20 protein-coding genes are annotated in these 20,134 nt (G+C 71.2%); 15 read left to right on the top strand and 5 right to left on the bottom strand.

Annotation, left to right across the window (positions count from 1 at the left end):
• Positions 1-38 precede the first annotated feature (38 nt).
• Positions 39-1,067, top strand: a complete 1,029-nt coding sequence (locus tag ACFQ58_RS13650) for an NAD(P)-dependent alcohol dehydrogenase (protein ID WP_376951693.1) — start codon at positions 39-41, stop codon at positions 1,065-1,067.
• On the opposite strand, the gene ACFQ58_RS13645 is transcribed toward ACFQ58_RS13650, so the two are convergent.
• Positions 1,068-1,955 carry a CPBP family intramembrane glutamic endopeptidase gene (locus ACFQ58_RS13645; protein WP_376951692.1) on the bottom strand — a complete coding sequence of 296 codons (888 nt, stop codon included), beginning with the start codon at positions 1,953-1,955 and terminating at the stop codon, positions 1,068-1,070.
• A gap of 106 nt (positions 1,956-2,061) precedes the next feature.
• Between ACFQ58_RS13645 and ACFQ58_RS13640 the strand changes: the two genes are divergently transcribed.
• Together ACFQ58_RS13640 and ACFQ58_RS13635 are read left to right on the top strand one after the other, a co-directional pair.
• The gene (locus ACFQ58_RS13640) at positions 2,062-2,541 is read left to right on the top strand and encodes a dehydrogenase (RefSeq protein ID WP_376951691.1); all 480 of its coding nucleotides are present in this window, start codon (positions 2,062-2,064) and stop codon (positions 2,539-2,541) included.
• Positions 2,538-3,620: a winged helix DNA-binding domain-containing protein gene (locus tag ACFQ58_RS13635; RefSeq protein WP_376951690.1), complete on the top strand. Its 1,083-nt coding sequence runs from the start codon at positions 2,538-2,540 to the stop codon at positions 3,618-3,620. The genes ACFQ58_RS13640 and ACFQ58_RS13635 overlap by 4 nt, the downstream gene beginning before the upstream one ends.
• Before the next feature lie 10 nt (positions 3,621-3,630).
• Here ACFQ58_RS13635 and ACFQ58_RS13630 read toward each other — a convergent pair whose 3' ends face one another.
• The 3 genes from ACFQ58_RS13630 to ACFQ58_RS13620 form a co-directional block, all read right to left on the bottom strand.
• Complete coding sequence (locus ACFQ58_RS13630) at positions 3,631-4,251, bottom strand: HD domain-containing protein (protein WP_376951689.1); 621 nt, start codon at positions 4,249-4,251, stop codon at positions 3,631-3,633.
• 9 nt (positions 4,252-4,260) lie between these two features.
• Positions 4,261-6,252: an acyl-CoA dehydrogenase family protein gene (locus ACFQ58_RS13625; protein WP_376952026.1), complete on the bottom strand. Its 1,992-nt coding sequence runs from the start codon at positions 6,250-6,252 to the stop codon at positions 4,261-4,263.
• A gap of 92 nt (positions 6,253-6,344) precedes the next feature.
• Positions 6,345-6,797 (bottom strand): Lrp/AsnC family transcriptional regulator, encoded by a 453-nt coding sequence (locus tag ACFQ58_RS13620; RefSeq protein ID WP_376951688.1) that lies wholly within the window; start codon positions 6,795-6,797, stop codon positions 6,345-6,347.
• 104 nt (positions 6,798-6,901) lie between these two features.
• Between ACFQ58_RS13620 and ACFQ58_RS13615 the strand changes: the two genes are divergently transcribed.
• The 4 genes from ACFQ58_RS13615 (at position 6,902) to ACFQ58_RS13600 (ending at position 9,080) form a co-directional block, all read left to right on the top strand.
• Positions 6,902-7,552, top strand: coding sequence for a LysE family translocator (locus ACFQ58_RS13615; RefSeq protein WP_376951687.1), 651 nt, complete (start codon positions 6,902-6,904; stop codon positions 7,550-7,552).
• Between the two features lie 75 nt (positions 7,553-7,627).
• Complete coding sequence (locus ACFQ58_RS13610) at positions 7,628-8,113, top strand: nitroreductase/quinone reductase family protein (protein ID WP_376951686.1); 486 nt, start codon at positions 7,628-7,630, stop codon at positions 8,111-8,113.
• Positions 8,114-8,230: 117 nt separating this feature from the next.
• Positions 8,231-8,599, top strand: a complete 369-nt coding sequence (locus ACFQ58_RS13605) for a nuclear transport factor 2 family protein (protein ID WP_376951685.1) — start codon at positions 8,231-8,233, stop codon at positions 8,597-8,599.
• A 37-nt stretch (positions 8,600-8,636) separates the two neighbouring features.
• Positions 8,637-9,080: a hypothetical protein gene (locus ACFQ58_RS13600; protein WP_376951684.1), complete on the top strand. Its 444-nt coding sequence runs from the start codon at positions 8,637-8,639 to the stop codon at positions 9,078-9,080.
• A gap of 13 nt (positions 9,081-9,093) precedes the next feature.
• Here the strand turns inward: ACFQ58_RS13600 and ACFQ58_RS13595 are convergent, their stop codons facing one another.
• A complete protein-coding gene (locus tag ACFQ58_RS13595) occupies positions 9,094-10,248 on the bottom strand; it encodes a PucR family transcriptional regulator (protein ID WP_376951683.1) in 1,155 nt (384 codons plus the stop codon).
• A gap of 130 nt (positions 10,249-10,378) precedes the next feature.
• Here ACFQ58_RS13595 and ACFQ58_RS13590 point away from each other — a divergent pair, with 130 nt between their 5' ends.
• The 8 genes from ACFQ58_RS13590 (at position 10,379) to ACFQ58_RS13555 (ending at position 20,064) form a co-directional block, all read left to right on the top strand.
• Positions 10,379-11,704, top strand: coding sequence for an MFS transporter (locus tag ACFQ58_RS13590; RefSeq protein ID WP_376951682.1), 1,326 nt, complete (start codon positions 10,379-10,381; stop codon positions 11,702-11,704).
• Between the two features lie 6 nt (positions 11,705-11,710).
• Positions 11,711-13,033 (top strand): ArgE/DapE family deacylase, encoded by a 1,323-nt coding sequence (locus ACFQ58_RS13585; protein ID WP_376951681.1) that lies wholly within the window; start codon positions 11,711-11,713, stop codon positions 13,031-13,033.
• Between the two features lie 214 nt (positions 13,034-13,247).
• Positions 13,248-14,612, top strand: coding sequence for an MFS transporter (locus ACFQ58_RS13580; protein ID WP_376951680.1), 1,365 nt, complete (start codon positions 13,248-13,250; stop codon positions 14,610-14,612).
• A complete protein-coding gene (locus ACFQ58_RS13575) occupies positions 14,609-15,001 on the top strand; it encodes a RidA family protein (protein WP_376951679.1) in 393 nt (130 codons plus the stop codon). The genes ACFQ58_RS13580 and ACFQ58_RS13575 overlap by 4 nt, the downstream gene beginning before the upstream one ends.
• 10 nt (positions 15,002-15,011) lie before the next feature.
• Positions 15,012-15,644: an RraA family protein gene (locus ACFQ58_RS13570; RefSeq protein ID WP_376951678.1), complete on the top strand. Its 633-nt coding sequence runs from the start codon at positions 15,012-15,014 to the stop codon at positions 15,642-15,644.
• 9 nt (positions 15,645-15,653) lie between these two features.
• Positions 15,654-17,360, top strand: coding sequence for a thiamine pyrophosphate-dependent enzyme (locus ACFQ58_RS13565; protein WP_376951677.1), 1,707 nt, complete (start codon positions 15,654-15,656; stop codon positions 17,358-17,360).
• Between the two features lie 26 nt (positions 17,361-17,386).
• Positions 17,387-18,697, top strand: coding sequence for a M20 family metallo-hydrolase (locus ACFQ58_RS13560; protein ID WP_376951676.1), 1,311 nt, complete (start codon positions 17,387-17,389; stop codon positions 18,695-18,697).
• Entirely contained in the window at positions 18,694-20,064 is a 1,371-nt protein-coding gene (locus tag ACFQ58_RS13555; RefSeq protein WP_376951675.1) for an NAD-dependent succinate-semialdehyde dehydrogenase, read from the top strand. Before ACFQ58_RS13560 ends, ACFQ58_RS13555 begins: the two co-directional genes overlap by 4 nt.
• Positions 20,065-20,134 lie beyond the last annotated feature (70 nt).

Genomic DNA, 20,134 nt, shown 5'->3' with positions numbered 1-20,134 from the left:
TCTTACGACGTAAGACTTACAAGGTAAGGGAGCAGATCATGACCACCGCGCACCGCGAATCCGAGACATCCGCTCGCCGGCAGACGACGATGCGCGCCGCGGTCGCCGACCGCTTCGGCGCCCCCGAGGTGGTGCGCGTCGCCGACGTGCCGAGGCCGGAGGCCGAACCGAACGAACTGCTCGTGCGCGTGCACGCCTCGACCGTGAGCATCGCCGACCACCGCCTCCGCACCCGCGAGGTGCCGCGCGGCCTCGGCCTCGTCGTGGGACCGACGATCGGGTTCTTCCGTCCCCGCATGCGCGTCCTCGGCATGGAAGCGGCGGGCGTCGTCGAGGCGGTCGGCGCCGACGTCACGCGCTTCGCGCCGGGCGACGAGGTGTTCCTCATGCGCGGCGCGAGCTTCGGCGGCCACGCCGAGTACGTCACGATCGCCGAGAGCGGCGAGGTCGCGCACAAGCCCGCGAACCTGTCGTTCGACGAGGCCGCGGCCGTGATCTTCGGCGGGCACACCGCCATCCGCTACCTCGCCCAGGTCGAGATCCGCCCGGGCACCGAGGTGCTCGTGAACGGCGCCTCGGGCGCGGTCGGCTCGGCCGTCGTGCAGCTCGCGTCCCAGCGCGGCGCGGCGGTCACCGCGGTGACGAGCGGCCGCAACGCCGAGCTCGTCCGCTCGCTCGGCGCCGCACACGTCGTCGACTACACGCGCGACGACTTCGCCGCGGCCGGCTCCGACGCCCGGTACGACGTGGTCGTGGACTGCGTCGGCAACGCGCCGTTCGAACGGGTCGCGCACCTCATCCGTCCCGGCGGCGCGCTGCTGCTGGTGATCGCCGACCTGCGCGGCATGCTCGCCGCCGGCCGGCAGACCCGGCGCAGCGGCATCCGGGTCGACCATCGCGGCGGCGAGATGGGCGCCGACGGGATGGCACGCCTCGCCGTGCTCGCCGAGTCCGGCGCGCTGCGACCCATCATCGACCGCACGTATGCGCTCGACGACATCGTCGAGGCGCACCGCTACGTCGACACCGGGCGCAAGCGCGGGAGCGTGGTGCTGCGGATCGCGTGATCAGGCCGTGCGTGGCGCCGGCGCGTCGTCTGCCTCATCCGCCTCGCCTGCCGCGGCGCGCCCCTGCGCGTCGCCCCGGATGAAGATGAGCAGCACCAGGGCCCCGGCGATGAGGAGGAACGTCGCCGGGCCCGCCAGGATGAGCGCGGGGTTCTCCGCCGCGGCGCTCGCCTGGTCGATCCCGCCCGTCGCGAGGAAGGTCGTCGGGTCGGTGAGGGCGTGCAGGATGATCGGCCAGATCAGGTTCCCCGTCGCACGCAGCGTCAGGTACATGAGGATGCCGAACGCGAACGTGTAGAGCAGCGTGAAGCCCACCGTCGTGAGCGGCTGGCCGGTGAACAGGTTGGTGCTGTGCAGCAGCGCGAAGATCAGCGTCGAGAGCAGGGCCACGGCCCATTCCCGGTAGCCGCAGCGGCGCAGCAGCGTGACGGCGATGCCGCGCGTCAGCAGTTCCTCCGAGAGCCCGATGAAGGCGCCGGCCACGAATGTCATCGCGATCACGCCGGGCGAGTACGCCCCGTAGTCGATGCCGATGAGCCGCAGCACGATCGGGATGACCACGAGCACCGGGGCGATCCACATCCACCAGCTCCCCCGCACGGGCTGGCGTGAGAACAAGGGCCGCGGGAACCATCCGATCGACCAGGCGAACACGACGAGCACGATCGAGCCGAGGATCACCGGCAGCGCGAGCCCGAAGAAGACGCTGCCCGGTGTCGCGAACAGGTCCTCGGGGTCGACGACGCCGTTCGAGAGCGGCTGCACGATCAACGGGAGCAGCTGGTACACGGCGAGGTACGCGACCGCGACGCCGACGGCCCTCCACCACCCGCCGCGGTTCCAGAACGCCGTCCAGCCGTTCGCCTCCAGGTTCGTCCGCTCGGCCATGATCCCCCCGTGCCCCGCGATGTCGTCTCGTCACCGTATCGGGCGTGCGGCACGGTCGTTCCGCCCCACGTCGGCGAGAATGGAACCGACACGAAGGGGTTCCGACATGGGCAGCGACACGACCGGTTCGACGACGGATGCCGCGGGGCGGGCGATGATCGACGCACCGGGTGGCGCCCACGGGCCGGGCCATCACGCGATCGGCTGCCCCGAGTGCTTCGAGGAGCTGCAGCGCAACCGCGACTGGTGGAAGGCGCGCCCCGAGGGATCGCGCCTCGTGGGCCTCGTGGTGCCGCGCGACGACATGCCGCCCATCGTCGAGCAGCGGGGCGACCTGACGCGGTTCGGCGTGCAGATCCTCGACTTCCGGTATCCCACGCCCGAGGCGCCCGAGTCGTGGGAGCAGCGCCTCGCCCGCCTGTTCGAGACGCTCCGCGCGGGCGATGTCCTCGTCGTCGTGAACGAGCGCGCGCTCGGCCGCACGCCCGACGAGGTCGCCCGCACCATCCGCACGCTGCGCCGCCACAACCTCGTCGTGAAGGTGCTCAGTCACGGTGCCCCGCACCTCGAGGACGCGCAGGTGTGACCACCGACCGCGACCTCGCCCGCTGGCGGCTGCACTCGCAGCTGCTGGCGGCGCCCGTCGCGGACGCCGAGCAGGTCGTCCGCACGCTCCTGGGCGTGCAGGCCGAGAACCCGTCGCAATCCGCGTGGGCGGTGGCCACCCGCACTGCGGCGTCCGATCAGGATGATCTCGGCGGGGCGATCGCGAGCGGACGCGTGCTGCGCACGCACGTCCTCCGGCCCACGTGGCACTACGTCCACGCCGACGACGCGAAGTGGCTGCTCGACCTGACCGCGCCGCGGGTGCTGCCGGTCATCGACCAACAGGTGCAAGGGCTGGGCGAGCGGATGTCGCCGCTCATCGACCTCCTCACCACCACGCTTGCGGAGCACCCCGGCCGCACCCGCAGCGACCTCGCCGACATCGTCGCCGAACGTGAGCGCGGGACCGCACTCACCGGCTTCCAGCTCATGCTGCTGATGGCGCACCTCGAGATGCACGCGATCGTGTGCAGCGGCGTGCCGCGCGACGGCGAGCACACGTACGCCCTGTTCGCCGACCGGGTGCCCGACCCACGGCGCCTCGACCGCGACGAGGCGCTGGCCGAGCTTGCGCTGCGGTACTTCACCTCGCATGGGCCGGCGACCGACCGGGACCTCGCGTACTGGGCGACGCTCACGCTGACCGACGCGCGGCGCGGTCGCGAGCTCGCCGCGGCCGGCGACCACCTCGACTCGTTCGAGCACGACGGCCGCACGTTCTGGCACGCACCCCGCGACATCCCCTCATCAGCCGAACCGGCGGGTCACCTGCTGCAGATGCTCGACGAGATGTACCGCGGGTACCAGGACTCGCGCTGGGTGCTCGATGCGGATGGCCTCGTGGGCCGTGGCGCTCGCGCGCCGGCGATCGGCATGGCGCTCGTCGAGGGGCAGCTGGTCGCGGGCATGAAGCGCACGCTCAGTGCGAAGGCCGTCACCTTCGAGATCCGGCCGTATCGCGCCCTTCGGAAGCCCGAGCTCGGGGCGATCCGGGACGCCGCCGATCGCTACGGCGACTACCTCGACCTCGAGCCGCGCGTGAAGGTCGCGGAGGGCTGAGGGGGCGCGCTCACTGCAGCCGCGCGGCCACGCGCCGCCACGGCACCGAGGCATCCGGCCGCGCCGCCGGACCGCGCGCCTCGCCGTCGCACCGGACGACGATGCCCCAGTCGTCGAGCGAGGTGCCGGCCGCCGCGAGCCGGTGCTGCAGCCGACGGACGGCCCTGGGCGACGGGTCCCCGTGCACGGAGAGGTGCGCCATGTGGGTCTCGACGATGGCAACGACCGCGTCGACGAGGGGGCGCGGCAGCGCGAGCCGCCGACCCGTGGCGCGGAAGATCTCACCCCCGCGCTCGGCATGCCCGTGCGAGGAGATCCGCCCGTTCAGGCGGCGGGTGGTCTGCGGCTTGCCGACGTCGTGGAAGAGCGAGGCCATCACGAGGAGCTCGCGCCGTTCGCCGTCGAGGTCGTATTCGAGGGCGTGGGATGCCGCGAGGTCGGCGGCCCACAGCGAGTGCACGAGCACGTCCCCCTCGGGATGCCAGCGCCGATCCTGGGGCGTTTCGCCGAGCGCCGTCAGCTCGGGGATCGCGTCGATCAGGCCGTCGTCGTCCAGCGCCTGCGACGGCACGTCCGCGTGCCGCGCCACCTCGAGCAGCGCGGCACCGACCTTCCGTTGGTCCTGAGTCATGCCGGGTGGCTACGCCTCCTCGCCGGCCGGGCGGATGACGCGACGCGACACGTTCTCGGCGGCGTCGGGCACCTCCTCGGTGATCCACGGGCCGGTGCCCTCGCTGATGTCGAGGACGCCCTGCTCGAGCCAGGTGTAGCGGTCGTCGAGGACGCGCTCGGCCAGGCGTTCGTCCGCGACATCCGTGTTGCGCCAGAGCTCGTCGAGCAGCCGCTCGGTGCGATGACGTGACTGCTCGGCGAAGGTGTCGGCGAGCTGGTACGCCGCCTTGCCGCGCTCGGGGGTGTCCTCGGCGATCATCGCGGCGCGCACGCACGACGCCGCGACGGCGAACAGCTCGGCGCCGATGTCGACGATGCGGGCGAGGAAGCCCTGCTTCCTCTCGAGGCCGCCCTGCCACCGCGCCATCCCGTAGAACGTCTCGCGCGCCAGCTTGCGACTCGTTCGCTCCACGTACCGCAGGTGCGGCGCGAGGGCGCCGAACTCGTCGTACGACGTGGGCAGGTCGCCCTTGCCCGCGACGAGCTGCGGCAGCCACTTCGCGTAGAAGCCGCTCGCCGAGACGGCGGCCCGGAGCTTGCCGGCCAGATCCTGCTCGGGGTCGATGAGGTCGCCCGCCGCCTTGAGGTGCGCGTCGACCGCCTCGCGCGCGATGAGCAGCCGCATGATCTCGGTCGAGCCCTCGAAGATGCGGTTGATACGGAGGTCGCGGAGCATCTGCTCGGCGGGGACGGCGCGCTCGCCACGGGCGGCGAGGGATGCCGCGGTCTCGAAGCCGCGACCGCCGCGGATCTGCACGAGCTCGTCGCCGATGCGCCATCCCATCTCGGAGGCCCACATCTTCGCGAGCGCGGCCTCGATGCGGATGTCCTTGCGGTCCTCGTCGGCGAGCACGCCCGACAGGTCGACGACCGCGTCGAGCGCGAACGTCGTCGCAGCGATGAACGAGATCTTGTGCGCCATGGCGGCGTGCTCGCCGACCGGCCTGCCCCACTGCACGCGCGCCTTCGACCATTCCCGAGCGATCTTGAGGCTCCACTTGCCTGCGCCTGCGCAGATGGCGGGGATCGCGAGCCGCCCCGCGTTGAGCGTGGTGAGCGCGATCTTGAGGCCCTCGCCCTCTCGGCCGATCAGGTTCTCGGCCGGCACGCGCACCTCGCGCAGGGTCGTGAGGCCGTTCTCGAGTCCGCGCAGGCCCATGAAGGCGTTGCGGCGGTGCACGGTGATGCCGGGGGAGTCGGCCTCGACGACGAAGGCCGAGATGCCGCCGCGGTGCCCGTCGGCCCGATCCTCATCCGACCGTGGCACGCGGGCCATGACGACGAGCAGCTCGGCGACGACGCCGTTGGTGGTCCAGAGCTTGGTGCCATCCAGCACGTACTCGGATCCGTCGTCGCTCGGCACCGCGGTCGCGCGCAGCCGCGCCGGGTCGGAGCCGACCTCGGGCTCGGTCAGCAGGAACGCGCTGATCGCGCCGGTCGTGCAGCGCGGCAGGAAGCGCCGCTTCTGCTCCTCGGTGCCCGCGAGCACGAGCGGCTCGGGCACGCCGACCGACTGGTGCGCCGAGAGCAGCGCGACCATGCCGGCGTTGACCGACCCGATCAGCTTCAGCGCGTGGTTGTAGTAGTACTGGCCGAGACCGAGCCCGCCGTACTCGACTGGGATCTTCATGCCGAAGCATCCGAGGTCGGCGAGCCCCTGGAAGACCTCGTCGGGGATGCGCGCCTCGCGCTCGATGGCGGGGGCGTCGATCGTGCGCAGGAACGCCTCGAGGTCGGCGAGGAACTGCTCGCCGCGTTCGACGCGCTCGGGCGTGGGCCGTGGGTGCGGATGGATCAGCGAGAGGTCGAACTGGCCGAGGTAGAGCCCCTTGGCGAAGCTGGGCCTGCGCCACTCCTGCTCGCGTGCAGCCTCCGCGACGGCGCGTGACTGCTGCTCGTCGACGTGCGGGGATGCGGATGGCGCGGACTCTGCGGCGGGCGCGGCGTGCTCGGCGGGCACCTGCGGCTCGGGCTCGGAGACGGTGGACTCGGTGGACTCGGTCGTGCTCACGCGAACCTCCTCGTTCAGCGCCAATCTACGCCGCATCCTGCTCACATCGGCAGGGGCCGGTCGTCGACGATGGTCTTCATCACGAGGGTCGACTCGACACGCCGCACGCCCGGCAGCGCCGAGAGCTTGTCGTCCCACAGCCGCTGGTACGCGGGAAGGTCGGGCACGGCGACGCGCAGCAGGTAGTCGGGGTCGCCGAACAGCCGCAGGGCCTGGATCACGTCCGGGATCTCGGCGACCGCCGCGTCGAACGCGGGCACGGTCGCGCGATTCGCCTGGTCCATCGTGACGAAGACGAGCGCGCCGAACCCCAGTCCGACCGCCTCGGGATCGATCACCGCGCGGTACCCGGTGATGGCGCCGGATGCCTCGAGCGCGCGCAGGCGGCGATGGGTCGGCGACATGCTCAACTGCACCCGATCGGCGAGGTCGGTGAGGCTCAGCCGCCCGTCCTGTTGAAGCTCGGCAAGGATTCGTCGGTCGGTGGCATCCATGGGGTGAATTCTTCCACTGCGACGTGCCGGACGGGATGAATTGGCAAGCGGCTTCCGCGCCATCCGACCTACGTTCGTGGTGTCACGATGCGAAGGGCCGAACCATGGACGGACAACTGCTGCTCGCGTGCTGGGGCGTGATGACGCTGATGGTGCTGCTTCCCGGCCCCGACTGGGCGTTCGTGCTCGCCGCGGGCACGCAGGAGCGCAGCATCGTGCCGTCGCTCGGCGGCATCCTGCTCGGCTACCTCGCGGTGGTGGCGGCCGTCGCCGTCGGGGTCGGAGCCGCGGTCGCGGCCCTGCCGTGGGTGCTCGTCGTGCTGACCCTCGCGGCCGCGGCGTACCTGACCTACCTCGGCATCCGCGTGCTGCGGCATCCGCCGGCGATGGTGACGGCGGATGGCGCGACGAGCCACGCTGCGGCCGGTACGTCGTCGCGACCCTGGGCGCGGCTGGCGCAGGGCGCCGGCGTGAGCGGCCTGAACCCGAAGGGCCTGCTGGTGCTGGTGGTGCTGCTGCCCCAGTTCACGGATGCCGCGGGCGCCTGGCCGATCCCGGTGCAGCTCGCGGTGCTCGGCCTCATCTTCGTGGGCAGCTGCGCGCTCGTCTACTCGGTGGTCGGCATCGGTGCGCGGGCGGTGCTGCGGGCGCGACCGTCGGCGATGCGCCTCGTCTCGTCGGTGTCCGGGGTCGCGATGATCGTGCTCGCGGGTGCGCTCGTGGTCGAACAGGTCTCGCACGTTGTCGCCGCGTGAGCGCGCCCTGCGCTGCTTGACCGCGTTCCGGCGTCGGAGGAGGATCGAGCCGAGCCGAGCGGGATGGGGGTCGCCATGTCATTCGACACCCACAACGGGACACGGGGAGCGCGCCAGCCCGGGCACAGCCGGTTGGAGCGCTGGGGCAACACGAAGATGGTCGAGCGCATCCGCCGCCGGGGCGACCGACGCGGTACGAAGGTGGTGCTCGTCACCATCGGGAAGACCTCTGGGATGGAACGCCGCACGCCGGTGCGGTGGTTCCCCGATGAGGGCGGCGGCGGACTCATCGTCGCGTCCGCCAGCGGTGCGCCGCGCAACCCTTCCTGGTACTACAACATCGCCGCGCATCCGGATCGCGTGGCCCTCGAGCTCGCGGGCGAACGGACCGACGTCATCGCCGACCAGCTCCACGGCGCCGAGCGCGACGCTGCATGGGTCGAGATCACCGCTGCGGCACGCGGATTCGCGAGATACGAGCGGATCACCGACCGCGTGATCCCGGTCATCCGCCTCACGCCTCGGGGCGGCTCCGAGGCGCGCCATCCGATCACCGACTGATCTGTCGGGGACGACGCCCGGTGGGCCTCACCTCTTGACGGCGGGAGCCGGTCGGAACAGGCTGAACGCATCCGTCATCCGCGAAGGCGCGGGATGCCGCGCGAGGGGGTCAGCCACATGGACGTCGCCACCGACATCACGACCGAGAAGATCGCGCGAGCGTTCTCGAGCCACCGGTTCGACCTCGCGCTGCCGCACCTCGCCGACGACATCGTCTGGACCGTCGTCGGCACCCCTCCGATGATCGGGCGGAAGGCCGTGAAGAAGGCGATCGAGCGCACTGCCAAGGACCTCTCGCGCGTCACCACCGAGTTCCAGCGCTTCCGCTCGGTCGTGGGCGAGGAGAGTGTCGTGGTCGACAGCCTGGCCCGGTACACCGATGGCGACGGCGACGTCTCGATCGTCGCCTCGTGCGACATCTACGACTTCGCCGACGACGGACGCATCACCGAGATCGTCTCGTACACGATCGAGCTGCCGAGCTGAGTCGCGGCGTCGGCCGGCCCACGCCTACCCTGAACCGGTGGATGCCTGTGCCGCGCTCGCCGAATCGATCGAGCGCCTCGCCGCGCGCGGCTACTCGGCCACGCGCTTCCTGAAGGAGCTGGGGTGGGCGGCCGGGGTGCGGCGCGGTCCGATGTGGCTGTTGGACGCGGCATCCGGTGGACGGAATCGACTGCGCGGACGCGGATTCCTACCGTCCGTCGACGACGCCACCGACGGGCAGGCGCGGCACTTCGCCGGCACGGTCGCCGTCGCGGCGCGCGTCGGCGGACGGATCACGCGCTGGCTCACCGTCCACGTGCTGCGGGACGGGCCGGACACCGCCGACGGGCGACTCAGCGAGGAGGCCATCGAGTTCGTTCGGCTCGTCCAGGCGGGTGAGCTTCCCCAAGCGGATGCCGCGGACTGGGTGCGCGAACGTCTGTGCCACGCGTCGGCGGGAGACGTCGCCACCGGGCGGTGACGTCGCCGCATCGTCACGGCCGGTTCGCTCCCGGACGCACGAGCTCGAGTTCACCGCCCAGCACCACGCGGATGGTGCCGGCGTCCCGCGGCAGCGTGGGATCCAGTCCGGTCGCCTCCTCGAAACGCTGCAATCGCTTGAGCAACGTGTTGCGATGCAGGTAGAGGGCGTCCGCCGTCGCGGTCACCGAGCCGCTGCGAAGGTACTCCGCCACGGCTTGGACCAGCTGTGCCCGGCGCGGGGCAGGCATCGCATCGAGTTCGGCGAGGCGATCCTCGCGGAAGAGGGGGGCCGCGCTGCCCAGCCCCTCGTCGACGAGGAATTCCCAGTGGGAGTCCAACGTCGCGGCGACGTCCTCCGCCGGCACGTGTGCCGCCAGGCGACGCGCGGTCGACCAGGCCGCACCGACCCGCACGAGTCCGTCCACGGCCGGGGCGACGCCGGCGGGGACCGAGCGCAGCGTGTCTGCGCCGCGCGGGCCGAGCCGGTGCTCCTGGATGATCACGACCTCGGTGCCGTCGACCGAGTGCACGATGGCGTCGAGCTTGAGCGCGGTGACCGCGCGCCGGAACTGCCGCGCGAACCGTGGACTCCCGACGAGGACCCGGAAGCGACCGGCGATCGGAAGCCCGAAGGCGGAGGCGACGTGCTGCAGCTGCGCCTCGTCGTCGGCTTCGCCCACGAGCAGCCGTCGGAGGAGCGTCGCCCGCTCGAGCTCGAGCTCCCGGTTCATCTGGGTCAGCTCGGCGATGTACGAGGACTGGATGTGACTCGTGTGCACCTCGACCGCGTCCCAGATCGCGACCACTTCGCCGGTCAGCGTGGGCAGCTCCGATTCCGCCGTGTGCGCACGCAGCGTCTCCCAGATGAAGCGGAAGTCGAGCCTGACCGCCCTGAGCAGCGAATCGAGGGCCAGGCCCGCCCGGGCTCGGCGCTGCCCGATGCCGTCGGAGTGGGCGATGAGCTGCGCCCGCACGTCCTCGCCGCCGCCGATCAGTCGGAGCATGAGGTCGAAGGTGCGGTGGGCGGTCCGGTAGAGCTCCTCATCGGCGACTGCGGCCTGCGGATACCCGGGGAGTCGGCGAACCTCGCTGGCGTACTCCGCGGCGATCACATCGACGTCGGCGAGGCAGCGCCGGGTGATCTCGGACAACCCCGTCGTGTGCACTTGCACATTTTAGTCGGTGATTCCGGTTGCAGCGAGACATTGAGGCGAGGCATCCGATTGCTCATGATGGTGAAGCCTCGACGGCGACGGCGTCGTCGAGGAGTCCTAAGAACGACCGGAGCACCCTCTCATGTCCCAGGCGACGATCACGCCAGAACCCTCGATCAAGGTCAGCGAACGGGATGCCTCGCGCATCGCCCGCGCCGCCTTCGTCGGCACCGCTCTCGAGTGGTACGACTACTTCCTCTTCGGCACGGCCGCGGCGCTCGTGTTCAACCGGCTCTTCTTCACTGAACTCGACGCCACCGCGGCGACGCTCGCGGCGTTCGCGACCTTCGGCGTCGGATTCGTCGCCCGCCCGATCGGCGCGCTCATCTTCGGCTACGTCGGCGACCGGTTCGGCCGGCGACCCGCGCTCCTGACGACGATCGTCATGATCGGCTGCGCGACCGGCCTCATCGGACTGTTGCCCGACTACGTCGCGATCGGCGTCGCCGCGCCGATCATGCTCGCGGTCCTGCGACTGGTCCAGGGCGTCGCCGTCGGCGGCGAGTGGGGCGGCGCCGTCACGATCGCCGTCGAGCACGCACCGATCGAGCGGCGCGGGCGGTTCGCCGCGCTCGTGCAGATCGGCTCGCCGGTCGGCACGCTGCTGTCGTCCGGAGCCTTCGCGCTCGTGCTCATGCTGCCGCCCGAGTCCTTCGATGCCTGGGGCTGGCGCCTGCCGTTCCTCGCGGCCTTCCCCCTCCTCATCGTCGCCCTGTACATCCGCCTCAAGGTCGAGGAGTCGCCGGTCTTCAAGCACCTCGTGGAGCTCGAGGAGCGTGCACGGATCCCTGCGCTGGCCGTCTTCCGGCATGCCTGGGGCCGCCTGCTCATCGCGATCGCCGCGGCCCTGCTCGGCGTGGGCGGCTTCTACGTGATGACGACCTTCGCCGTGAGCTACGGCACGAACACGCTCGGCGTGGATCGCGCCGTGATGGTGAACGCGACGCTCATCGCGGCCGTCTTCCAGATCCCGATGACCGTGCTCGCCGGCCGCTTCGGAGAGCGCGTCGGTCCGGGGCGGATGACGCTCATCGGCGGCCTCGCGACCGCAGCCGCGGCGTTCCCGCTGTTCTGGCTGATCGACACGATGAATCCCGTCGCGATCACCGTCGCGATCACGCTCGGCATCATGCTCATCACGCTCGCCTACGCGGTCACCGGAGCCCTGCTCACCGAGCTTTTCCCGGCGAAGCTGCGCTACAGCGGCGTCGCGCTCGGGTACAACTTCGCCGGCGCGATCAGCGGCTTCCTGCCGCTCCTCGCGACCGCGTTGCTCGCCGCGAGCGACAACCGGTCATGGTCCGCCGCGCTCCTCCTCATCGGCATCTCCCTCGTCACCGCCGTCGGCGGACTGGTGGGCGAGCGGCTCCGCATCCGCGACGAGGTCGCGACAGAGATCGAAAGGTAACGAACCATGGCACTGGATCCCCAGCTCCGCGACCGGATCGTCGAGGCGGTCGACCGCGCGTTCGACGAGCAGGTCGCCTTCACGCAGGAACTCGTCCGCCATCCGTCGCTTCGAACCGACGAGGCATCCGCCCAGCAGTTGCTCCACGCCGCCATGGCCGGCCGCGGGTTCGAGATGGACCGGTGGGAACTCGACCCGGCCGAACTCGCCACGCACCCCGGCGCCGGCATCGTCGAAGTGTCGTACGACGGCGTCGAGAACGTGGTCGGCACGTACCGCCCCGAGGTCGAGCGCGGCCGCTCGCTGATCCTGAACGGGCACGTCGACGTCGTCCCGACCGGACCCGAGCAGGGATGGACCGGCTCGCCGTGGGATTCGCGCATCGAGGGCGACTGGCTCTACGGGCGCGGCGCCGGCGACATGAAGGCCGGCCTCGTCGCGAACCTGTTCGCGTTCGACGCGCTGCGCACCGCCGGCCTCGCGCCGACTGGGCGCATCCACTTCCAGTCGGTCGTCGAGGAGGAGTGCACCGGGAACGGGTCGCTGTCGGCACTGCAGCGCGGATACGTCGCCGACGCGGTGCTCATCCCGGAGCCCGAGGAGGACATGCTCGTCCGGGCGAACACCGGCGTGATCTGGTTCCGCGTCCGCGTGGCGGGGGACCCGATCCATCCGCGCGAGATGGCGGGCGGGTTCAATGCGATCGACGCGGCGTACCACGTCATCGGCCGGCTCCGCGAACTCGAGCAGGAATGGAACGACGAGAAGCATCGCCATCGCCACTTCGAGGACCTGGACCATCCGATCAACCTGAACCTCGGCAAGATCCAGGGCGGGGACTGGGGATCGAGCGTCCCGGCATGGTGCGAGATGGACCTGCGCATCGCGCTGTACCCGGGCGTGAGCGCCGAGGATGCCTGGCAGCAGATCACGGACAAGCTCGCCGGCATTACGGCGGACGGCGCCGGGAGCCCGATCTCGGCGACCGCAACCCGGACGGGATTCTTCGCGCAGGGCTACGTGCTGGAGGAAGGCGGCGACGCCGAGGCCGCACTGCGCTCATCGCATGAGACCGTGTTCGGTAGTGAGCTGCACTCGTTCACGACTCCGGGGTACCTCGACGGCCGCGTGTTCGTCCAGTACGCCGACATCCCGGCCCTCGTGTACGGCCCCGTCTCCGAGGCCATCCACGGGTACGACGAGCGCGTCAGCATCGAGTCGGTCCGTCGCGTCACGAAGACCATCGCCCTCTTCATCGCCGAATGGTGCGGCGTCGAGGAGGTCGCTTCGGAGCCCGAGCGGGAGGCTGTGGGGACCGCAGCGCGCTGATCGCGCCCCGCTCGTCACGACGGCGGTGCGCACTCCCCGGAGTGCGCATCGCCGTTTCCGCATGCCTTCCGGGATGGTGGGCCGATGCCCCCGCCGGCGCCGTGTGCAGATGCACTCGAGGCGCCCGCAATCATGTGCGATTGCCGATTCCCGCCGACCCGCTCGCCGGGCGAGAGTAGCCCTCGATCCTTTCCAATCACAGATGGAGTCGACGATGACCACCACTGCAACACCCCCCGTGCTCGAGGCCTCCGGGCGCCTCGACCGGTCGAAGATGAAGAAGATCGCGCTCGCCAGCGTGATCGGCACCACCGTCGAGTGGTACGACCTCTTCCTGTTCGGGACCGCGTCGGCGCTGGTCTTCAACGAGGTCTTCTTCCCGCAGCTCGATCCCGCGATGGGCACGATCTTCGCGTTCCTGACCTTCGCCTCGGCGTACCTCGCGCGCATCGTCGGCGCGGTGCTGTTCGGGCACTTCGGCGACCGGCTCGGCCGCAAGTCGATGCTGCTGATCTCCCTCATCACGATGGGTGCGGCGACGTTCGCGATCGGCCTCATCCCCGACTACGCCACGATCGGAATCGCCGCACCGTTCATCCTGCTCTCGCTCCGGCTCATCCAGGGACTCGCTCTCGGCGGCGAATGGGGCGGCGCGGTGCTGATGACCGTCGAGCACTCGCCTGACCGCAAGCGCGGCTGGTACGGCTCGCTCGTGCAGATCGGCGTGCCGGCCGGCACGCTCATCGCGAACCTGGTCTTCCTGATCGTCGCGGGCGCCGTCGACAGCGAGGCCCTCGTCGCGTGGGGCTGGCGAGTTCCGTTCCTCGCGTCGTTCATCCTCGTCGCGGTCGGCATCTACATCCGCCTCAACATCGAGGAGACCCCCAGCTTCAAGCAGGTGCGCGAGCAGGGCGCGAAGGCCAAGCTCCCGTTCGCCTACCTCATCCAGCGCTACTGGAAGCAGGTGCTGCTCGGCGGCGTCGCCACGCTCTCGACGGGCTCGACCTTCACGCTGCTCGTCGCCTCGGGCGTCAACTACGGAGCGTCGGAGCTCGGCCACTCGAAGGACCTCATGCTGTGGGCCGTGCTCGTCGCCTGCCTCGTCGCGCTCGTCGCGATCCCGCTGTTCGGACGCATCTCCGACCGTGTCGGTCGCAAGCCGGTGATCGCCGCGGGCATCCTCGCCGAGGCGCTGCTCGCCTTCCCGTTCTTCTGGCTGCTCGACACCGGACGCCCGGAGCTCGTGTTCGTGGCCTACGGGCTGATGATGCTCGCGTTCTCTGCGAACTACGGGCCGATCGCCACGTTCCTCGCCGAGTTGTTCGGCTCGAAGGTCCGCTACTCCGGCCTCTCGGTCGCGTACATGCTCTCGGGCCTGCTCGGTTCGGCGATCACCCCGGCGATCACCGTCGCCCTCGTGGCGGCGACCGGCGCCAGCTCGTCGATCGCGTGGTACATCGGAGGCGCGGCGGTCCTGTCGCTCGTCGCGCTCATGATGCTCGCGGACAACAGCCTGCGCAGCATCGACCGTGTCGACACGACGGATGACGCGGACGTCGCGGAGGCGTCGGCCCGATGAGCATCAGGAGGGTGCGGACGGTTCCGGGCGTCGCTGAGCCGGTCGGCGCGTTCTCGCAGGTCGTGGTGGCCGGGAACCTGGTCTACACGTCGGGACAGCTCCCGGTGCGGGGTGACGGCACGACGCCCGCGGACTTCGCAGACCAGCTCGAGGCGGCGATCGAGAACCTCCGCACCCTCCTCGAGGCGGTCGGCAGCGACCTCGCCCACGTGGTCAAGGTCAACGGGTACCTCACCGACCCGGAGCACCTGCCGACCTACAACGAGGTGTACCGCCGGCACTTCGGCGACCACCTCCCGGCGCGCACGACCGTGTGCGTCGCCCTCTGGGGCGTCTCGCTCGAGCTCGAGTGCGTCGCGATGCTGGCGAACGGGGAGACGGATGCCTGAGCAGATGGAAATGACCCAGGCCGAACTGATCCGGCAGGTCTCGGCGGTCGAGCTGCCCACGCTCGGGCACGTCCTCGAGGACGGGTTCTGCGACCCGGGCATCCGCCCGGTCGGCGAGGTGGGCCGCATGATCGGTCCGGCCGTCACCGTCGACCTCGTCGAGCCCGACGCGATCGCGGTGAACCGCGCGTTGCTCACGCTCAGGCCGGGCTCGGTGCTCGTCATCCGGGTCGCGAGCGGGCGGCACGCGCCGGTCGGTGCGGTGACCGCGGCGGCGGCTCGGTCGCGCGGCGCAGCAGGCATCGTCGTCGAGGGCCCGGTGACGGATGCCTCCGCGCTCCGCGCGACCGCGGACATCCTGCCCGTCTACGCTCGCGGGCTCACCGCGCTGACGACGAAGCGGCTCGGCACGGCTGTCGACGGCGTCGGCCGCGACATCCGAGTCGGCGGCGTCACCGTCGCGAACGGCGACCTCGTCGCTGGCGATGAGCACGGCGTGCTCGTCATCGACCCCGAGTCGGTCGACCACGTGCTGCTCGAAGCTGCCCTCCGCTCCGACCTGGCCGAGCCCGAGCTGCTCGGCCGCATCGACCAGGGCGACGACCTGGGTGCTGTCCTCGTCGTCCAGCCCGAGAATCACTGAAAGGCCGCCATGCGCACCGACACCGCATTCCTCGCCGCCGACATCGACGTCGCGGCACCGACCGGACCGGCGTCATCCGGCATCACCGCTCGGTCGGCCGGGCACCTCATCGTGGCGCAGCTCGAACGCGAGGGCGTCTCCCGGGTCTACGGCGTTCCCGGAGAGTCGTACCTCGATGTACTCGACGGCCTGCACGACTCCACGATCGAGACGGTCGTGACCCGCCACGAGGGCGGGGCCGCCTTCATGGCGCTCGCCGAGGGTCGCCTCACCGGCCGTGCCGGCGTCGCGATGGTCACCCGGGGCCCGGGCGCCGCGAATGCGTTCATCGCGGTGCACACCGCGTGGCAGGACGCGACGCCGCTCGTGCTCTTCGTCGGCCTCATCCCGGTCGCCGACCGTGGCCGTGAGGCGTTCCAGGAGTTCGACCTCACCGGATGGTTCGGCAGCACCGCGAAGCACGTGACGACCCTCGACGACCCCGCGTCGGCTGCGCGCGTCGTGTCGGAGGCGATGCGGATCGCGAGCTCGGGCCGCCCCGGCCCGGTCGTGATCGGCCTGCCCGAGGACGTCATCCGCCTGCGGGCGGGAGGCGCGCAGGTGGTCGAGCCGTTCGCCACGGCTGCGGTGGAGCCCGCCGCGTCTGTCATCGCCGAACTCGCCGATCGGCTTCGCCGGGCCAGCAGGCCCCTCGTCGTCGTCGGGGGCGAGCGCTGGACGGCGGATGCGGGCGACGACCTCCTCGCGTGGGCGGGCCGGCACGGTATCCCGGTCGCCGCCGACTTCCGTGCGTACGACGCCGTCTCGCACGTCGGCGACGACAACCCCTACGTCGGCTCGCTCGGGTACGGCCGGGCCGACCACGTGGCCGCGCTGCTCGACGACGCCGACCTCGTCCTGTTCGTCGGAGCGTCTCGAACCGACGTGCTGAGCGACGGCTTCCAGCTCGGGGCCGACGCCGAGACCGTCGTGGTCCTCGGCGGCGAGCCGCGTGGGCACTCCGGGCGGCTCGACCAGCTGATCGTCGCCGACCCGATCGGGTTCGTCGCCGCACTGCCCGGCGACCTCGGCATCCGCTTCGACGGGGCACGGCTCACCGCGGCCCGCGATGCGTTCCTGCGCTACTCGACGCCCTCGGACGGCATCACGCACGACGACGGGCCGTACGTCGACCTGACCGCCGTCATGGCCGTGCTCCGCGAGCAGATCGATGAGGACGCGGTGATCACCTTCGGCGCGGGCAACCACGCGATCTGGCCCGCACGCTACCTTCCCCACCGGGTCCCCGCCTCGCTCGTCGCCCCGCGCAACGGCGCCATGGGCATGGGCATCCCGGCGGCGATCGCGGCGAGCCTCGCGTTCCCCGGCCGCGAAGTCGTCTCCATCGCCGGCGACGGCTGCTTCCTCATGAACGGCCAGGAGTTCGCCACCGCGGTCGGCTACGGCGCCCCGTTCGTGGCGATCGTCGTCGACAACGGGGTGTACGCGACGATCCGCGAACATCAGGAGCACCACTACCCGGGTCGTCCGTCGGGCACGCACCTGACGAACCCCGATTTCGCCGCCCTCGCGCGCGCGTTCGGCGGGTACGGCGAGACCGTCGAGCGCACCGCCGACTTCGGGGACGCCTACCGGCGCGCCCGCGCCAGCCGCCTTCCCGCCGTGCTGCACGTCCGTCAGGACCCGTCGGTCCGAGCGCCCGGCACGGCCGCCTGAGACATCCAACGAGAACAGGAACCACCATGCAAAAATCGACCGAGGCCGTCGCAACGCGCGGCTCGACGATCTCGCTCGAGAACGCGGCGGACTTCCTCCGCGATTTCGAGACCATGAGCGGATTCGGCGCGACCGGCAACGGCGGCGTCGACCGGCAGGCCGCAAGCGACGCCGACGTCGCCCAGCGGCGCTGGCTTGCCGACCGGCTCGAGGCGCACGGACTCCGCGTCGAGTACGACCGCATCGGAAACCAGTTCGGCCTGCTCGAACTGGCGCCGGGCGCGCCGTACCTCGTCGTGGGCTCGCACATGGACTCCCAGCCCACGGCGGGCAAGTACGACGGCGCGTACGGGGTGCTCGCCGCGGCGCACGCCGCGTTCCGCCTCGCCGAGCAGTGGGCGGCCGAGGGTACGGTGCCGCAGCACAATCTCGCCGTCGTGAACTGGTTCAACGAGGAGGGTTCGCGCTTCACGCCGTCGATGATGGGCAGCGCCGTGTACACGGGCCTCCTCCCGCTCGAAGCGGCACTGGCGACCCAGGACCGCACTGGCGTCTCCGTCGCGGAGGCACTGGGAGCAGCGGGATTCCTCGGTCAGGGCGACGGACCGGTCGCCGCATGCTGCGCCGAGATCCACATCGAGCAGGGACGGCTCCTCGAGAACGCGGGCACGACGATCGGCCTGGTCTCGGCGACGTGGGCGGCGAGCAAGTACCGCGTCGTGGTCCACGGCGACCAGGCGCACTCGGGTGCGACCGTCATGGCCGACCGCCGGGACGCGCTCTACGGCGCCTCGCTGCTCGTCGTCGCGGCACGCGAGCTCGCCGACCGCTTCCCCGGAATCCTGCACACCGCCGTCGGGCAGCTCGACGTCTACCCGAACTCGCCGGTCGTCGTGGCATCCCGCGTCGAGCTCCTCCTCGACCTGCGCTGCGCCGACGAGGCCGTGCTCGCCGAGGCGAACACGCTCCTGCGCGAGCGGATCGCGGAGATCGAGCGGACCTCCGGCGTGACGATCGTCTCGGAACTCTCCCACGAGTGGGGCATCGATCTCTACCAACCCGAAGGGGTCGAACTCGCGCGCGGGGTCGCCGAGCGGCTCGGCTACGCGAGCGGCGAGATCCTGACGGTGGCCGGCCACGACTCCACGAACATGAAGGGACTCGTGCCGACCGTCATGCTGTTCGTCCCGTCGGTCGACGGCGTCTCGCACAACGAGCGCGAGTACACCCGCGATGACGACCTCGTCGCGGGACTCGAGGTGCTCACCGAGATCGTCCGGCGACTCGCCGAGGGCGCATTGTCGCCCGCCCGCTCGACCGAAGGAGGAGTCGAATGACCCAGTACCGAGTCGTGGACCCCACGACGAACGAACTCGTCCGAACGTTCCCGACCTCGACCGACGACGAGGTCGATGCGGCGCTCGCCCGGTCGACGGTGGCGTTCCCGGGCTGGAGCCGGAGGCCGATCTCCGAGCGCGCAGCCCTGCTCGCCGGAGTCGCCGCCGAGTACCGCATCGACCGCGATCGGCTGGCCCGGATCATCACGGTCGAGATGGGCAAGCCGCTCCGCGAGGCGCTGGGCGAGGTCGACCTCGTCGCGGACATCTACGACTACTACGCGGCCAACGCCGAGGCGTTCGCGGCAGATCGCGAGATCGACGTCGCGCACGGCCGGGCCGTCGTGCGCTCGGCGCCGATCGGCGTGCTCCTCGGCATCATGCCGTGGAACTACCCGTACTACCAGATCGCCCGGTTCGCAGCGCCGAACCTCGCGCTCGGCAACACCGTCATCCTCAAGCCCGCACCGAGCTGCCCGGCGTCTGCGGAGGCGGTCGCGGAGCTCTTCGAACGGGTGGGCCTCCCCACGGGCGTGTATGAGACCGTGCGGGCGACGGAGGCGCAGGTCGCCGCGCTCATCGAGGCACCGGCGGTCCAGGGCGTGTCCCTCACCGGCTCCGAGCGAGCGGGTCGCGCGGTGGGCGAGCTCGCCGGCCGGGCGATGAAGAAGGTCGTGCTCGAGCTCGGCGGCTCCGATCCGTTCATCGTGCTGCCCGACGCCGACCCCGTGGCGGCCGCGCGTGCGGCGGTCGTCGGTCGCATGGCCAATGCCGGCCAGGCGTGCACGGCCTCGAAGCGATTCGTCGTCTTCGACGAGGTGTACGACCGGTTCCTCGAGGCGTTCGTCGGCGCGGTGCGCGAGCTGCGGGTCGGCGATCCCCATGAGGATGTCGCGATGGGTCCGCTCTCGTCGGAGGCTGCGGCGGGCGCCGTGGTCGAGCAGATCGCGGACGCCGTCGCCAGCGGCGCGACCGTCGAGACCGGCGGCGGCCGGCTTGACCGGCCCGGCGCGTTCGTCGCGCCGACCGTCCTCACCGGGGTCACTCGCGACGCACGGGCCTACCACGAGGAGATCTTCGGCCCCGTCGCGGTCGTGCACCGCGTCCAGTCAGTCGAAGAGGCGATCTCCCTCGCGAACGACACGCGGTACGGGCTCGGCAGCGTGATCTTCGGCACGGATCCCGGCGTGATCGCGGAGGTCGCGGCGGGGCTCGAGGTGGGCATGGTCTCGGTGAACGGTCCGTCGCAGACGCAGCCTGAGCTCCCGTTCGGCGGGGTCAAGGCGTCGGGGGTCGGCCGCGAGCTCGGCGAGTACGGCATGGGCGAGTTCGTGAACCGCAAGTTGATCAGGACGCTGACCGCGTAGCAGCGCTCTGCTCCTCGGCCGGTCGGCACGGCGGCCGCCGCCGTTGCGGCGTCCGTGCCGACCGACGATG

The sequence above is a fragment of the Agromyces sp. NPDC056523 genome (genome assembly GCF_042794545.1).
Lineage (GTDB): Bacteria > Actinomycetota > Actinomycetes > Actinomycetales > Microbacteriaceae > Agromyces.
The sequence above is the reverse complement of the archived record's forward strand: the minus strand, read 5'-3'. Positions and strand labels throughout refer to the sequence as shown.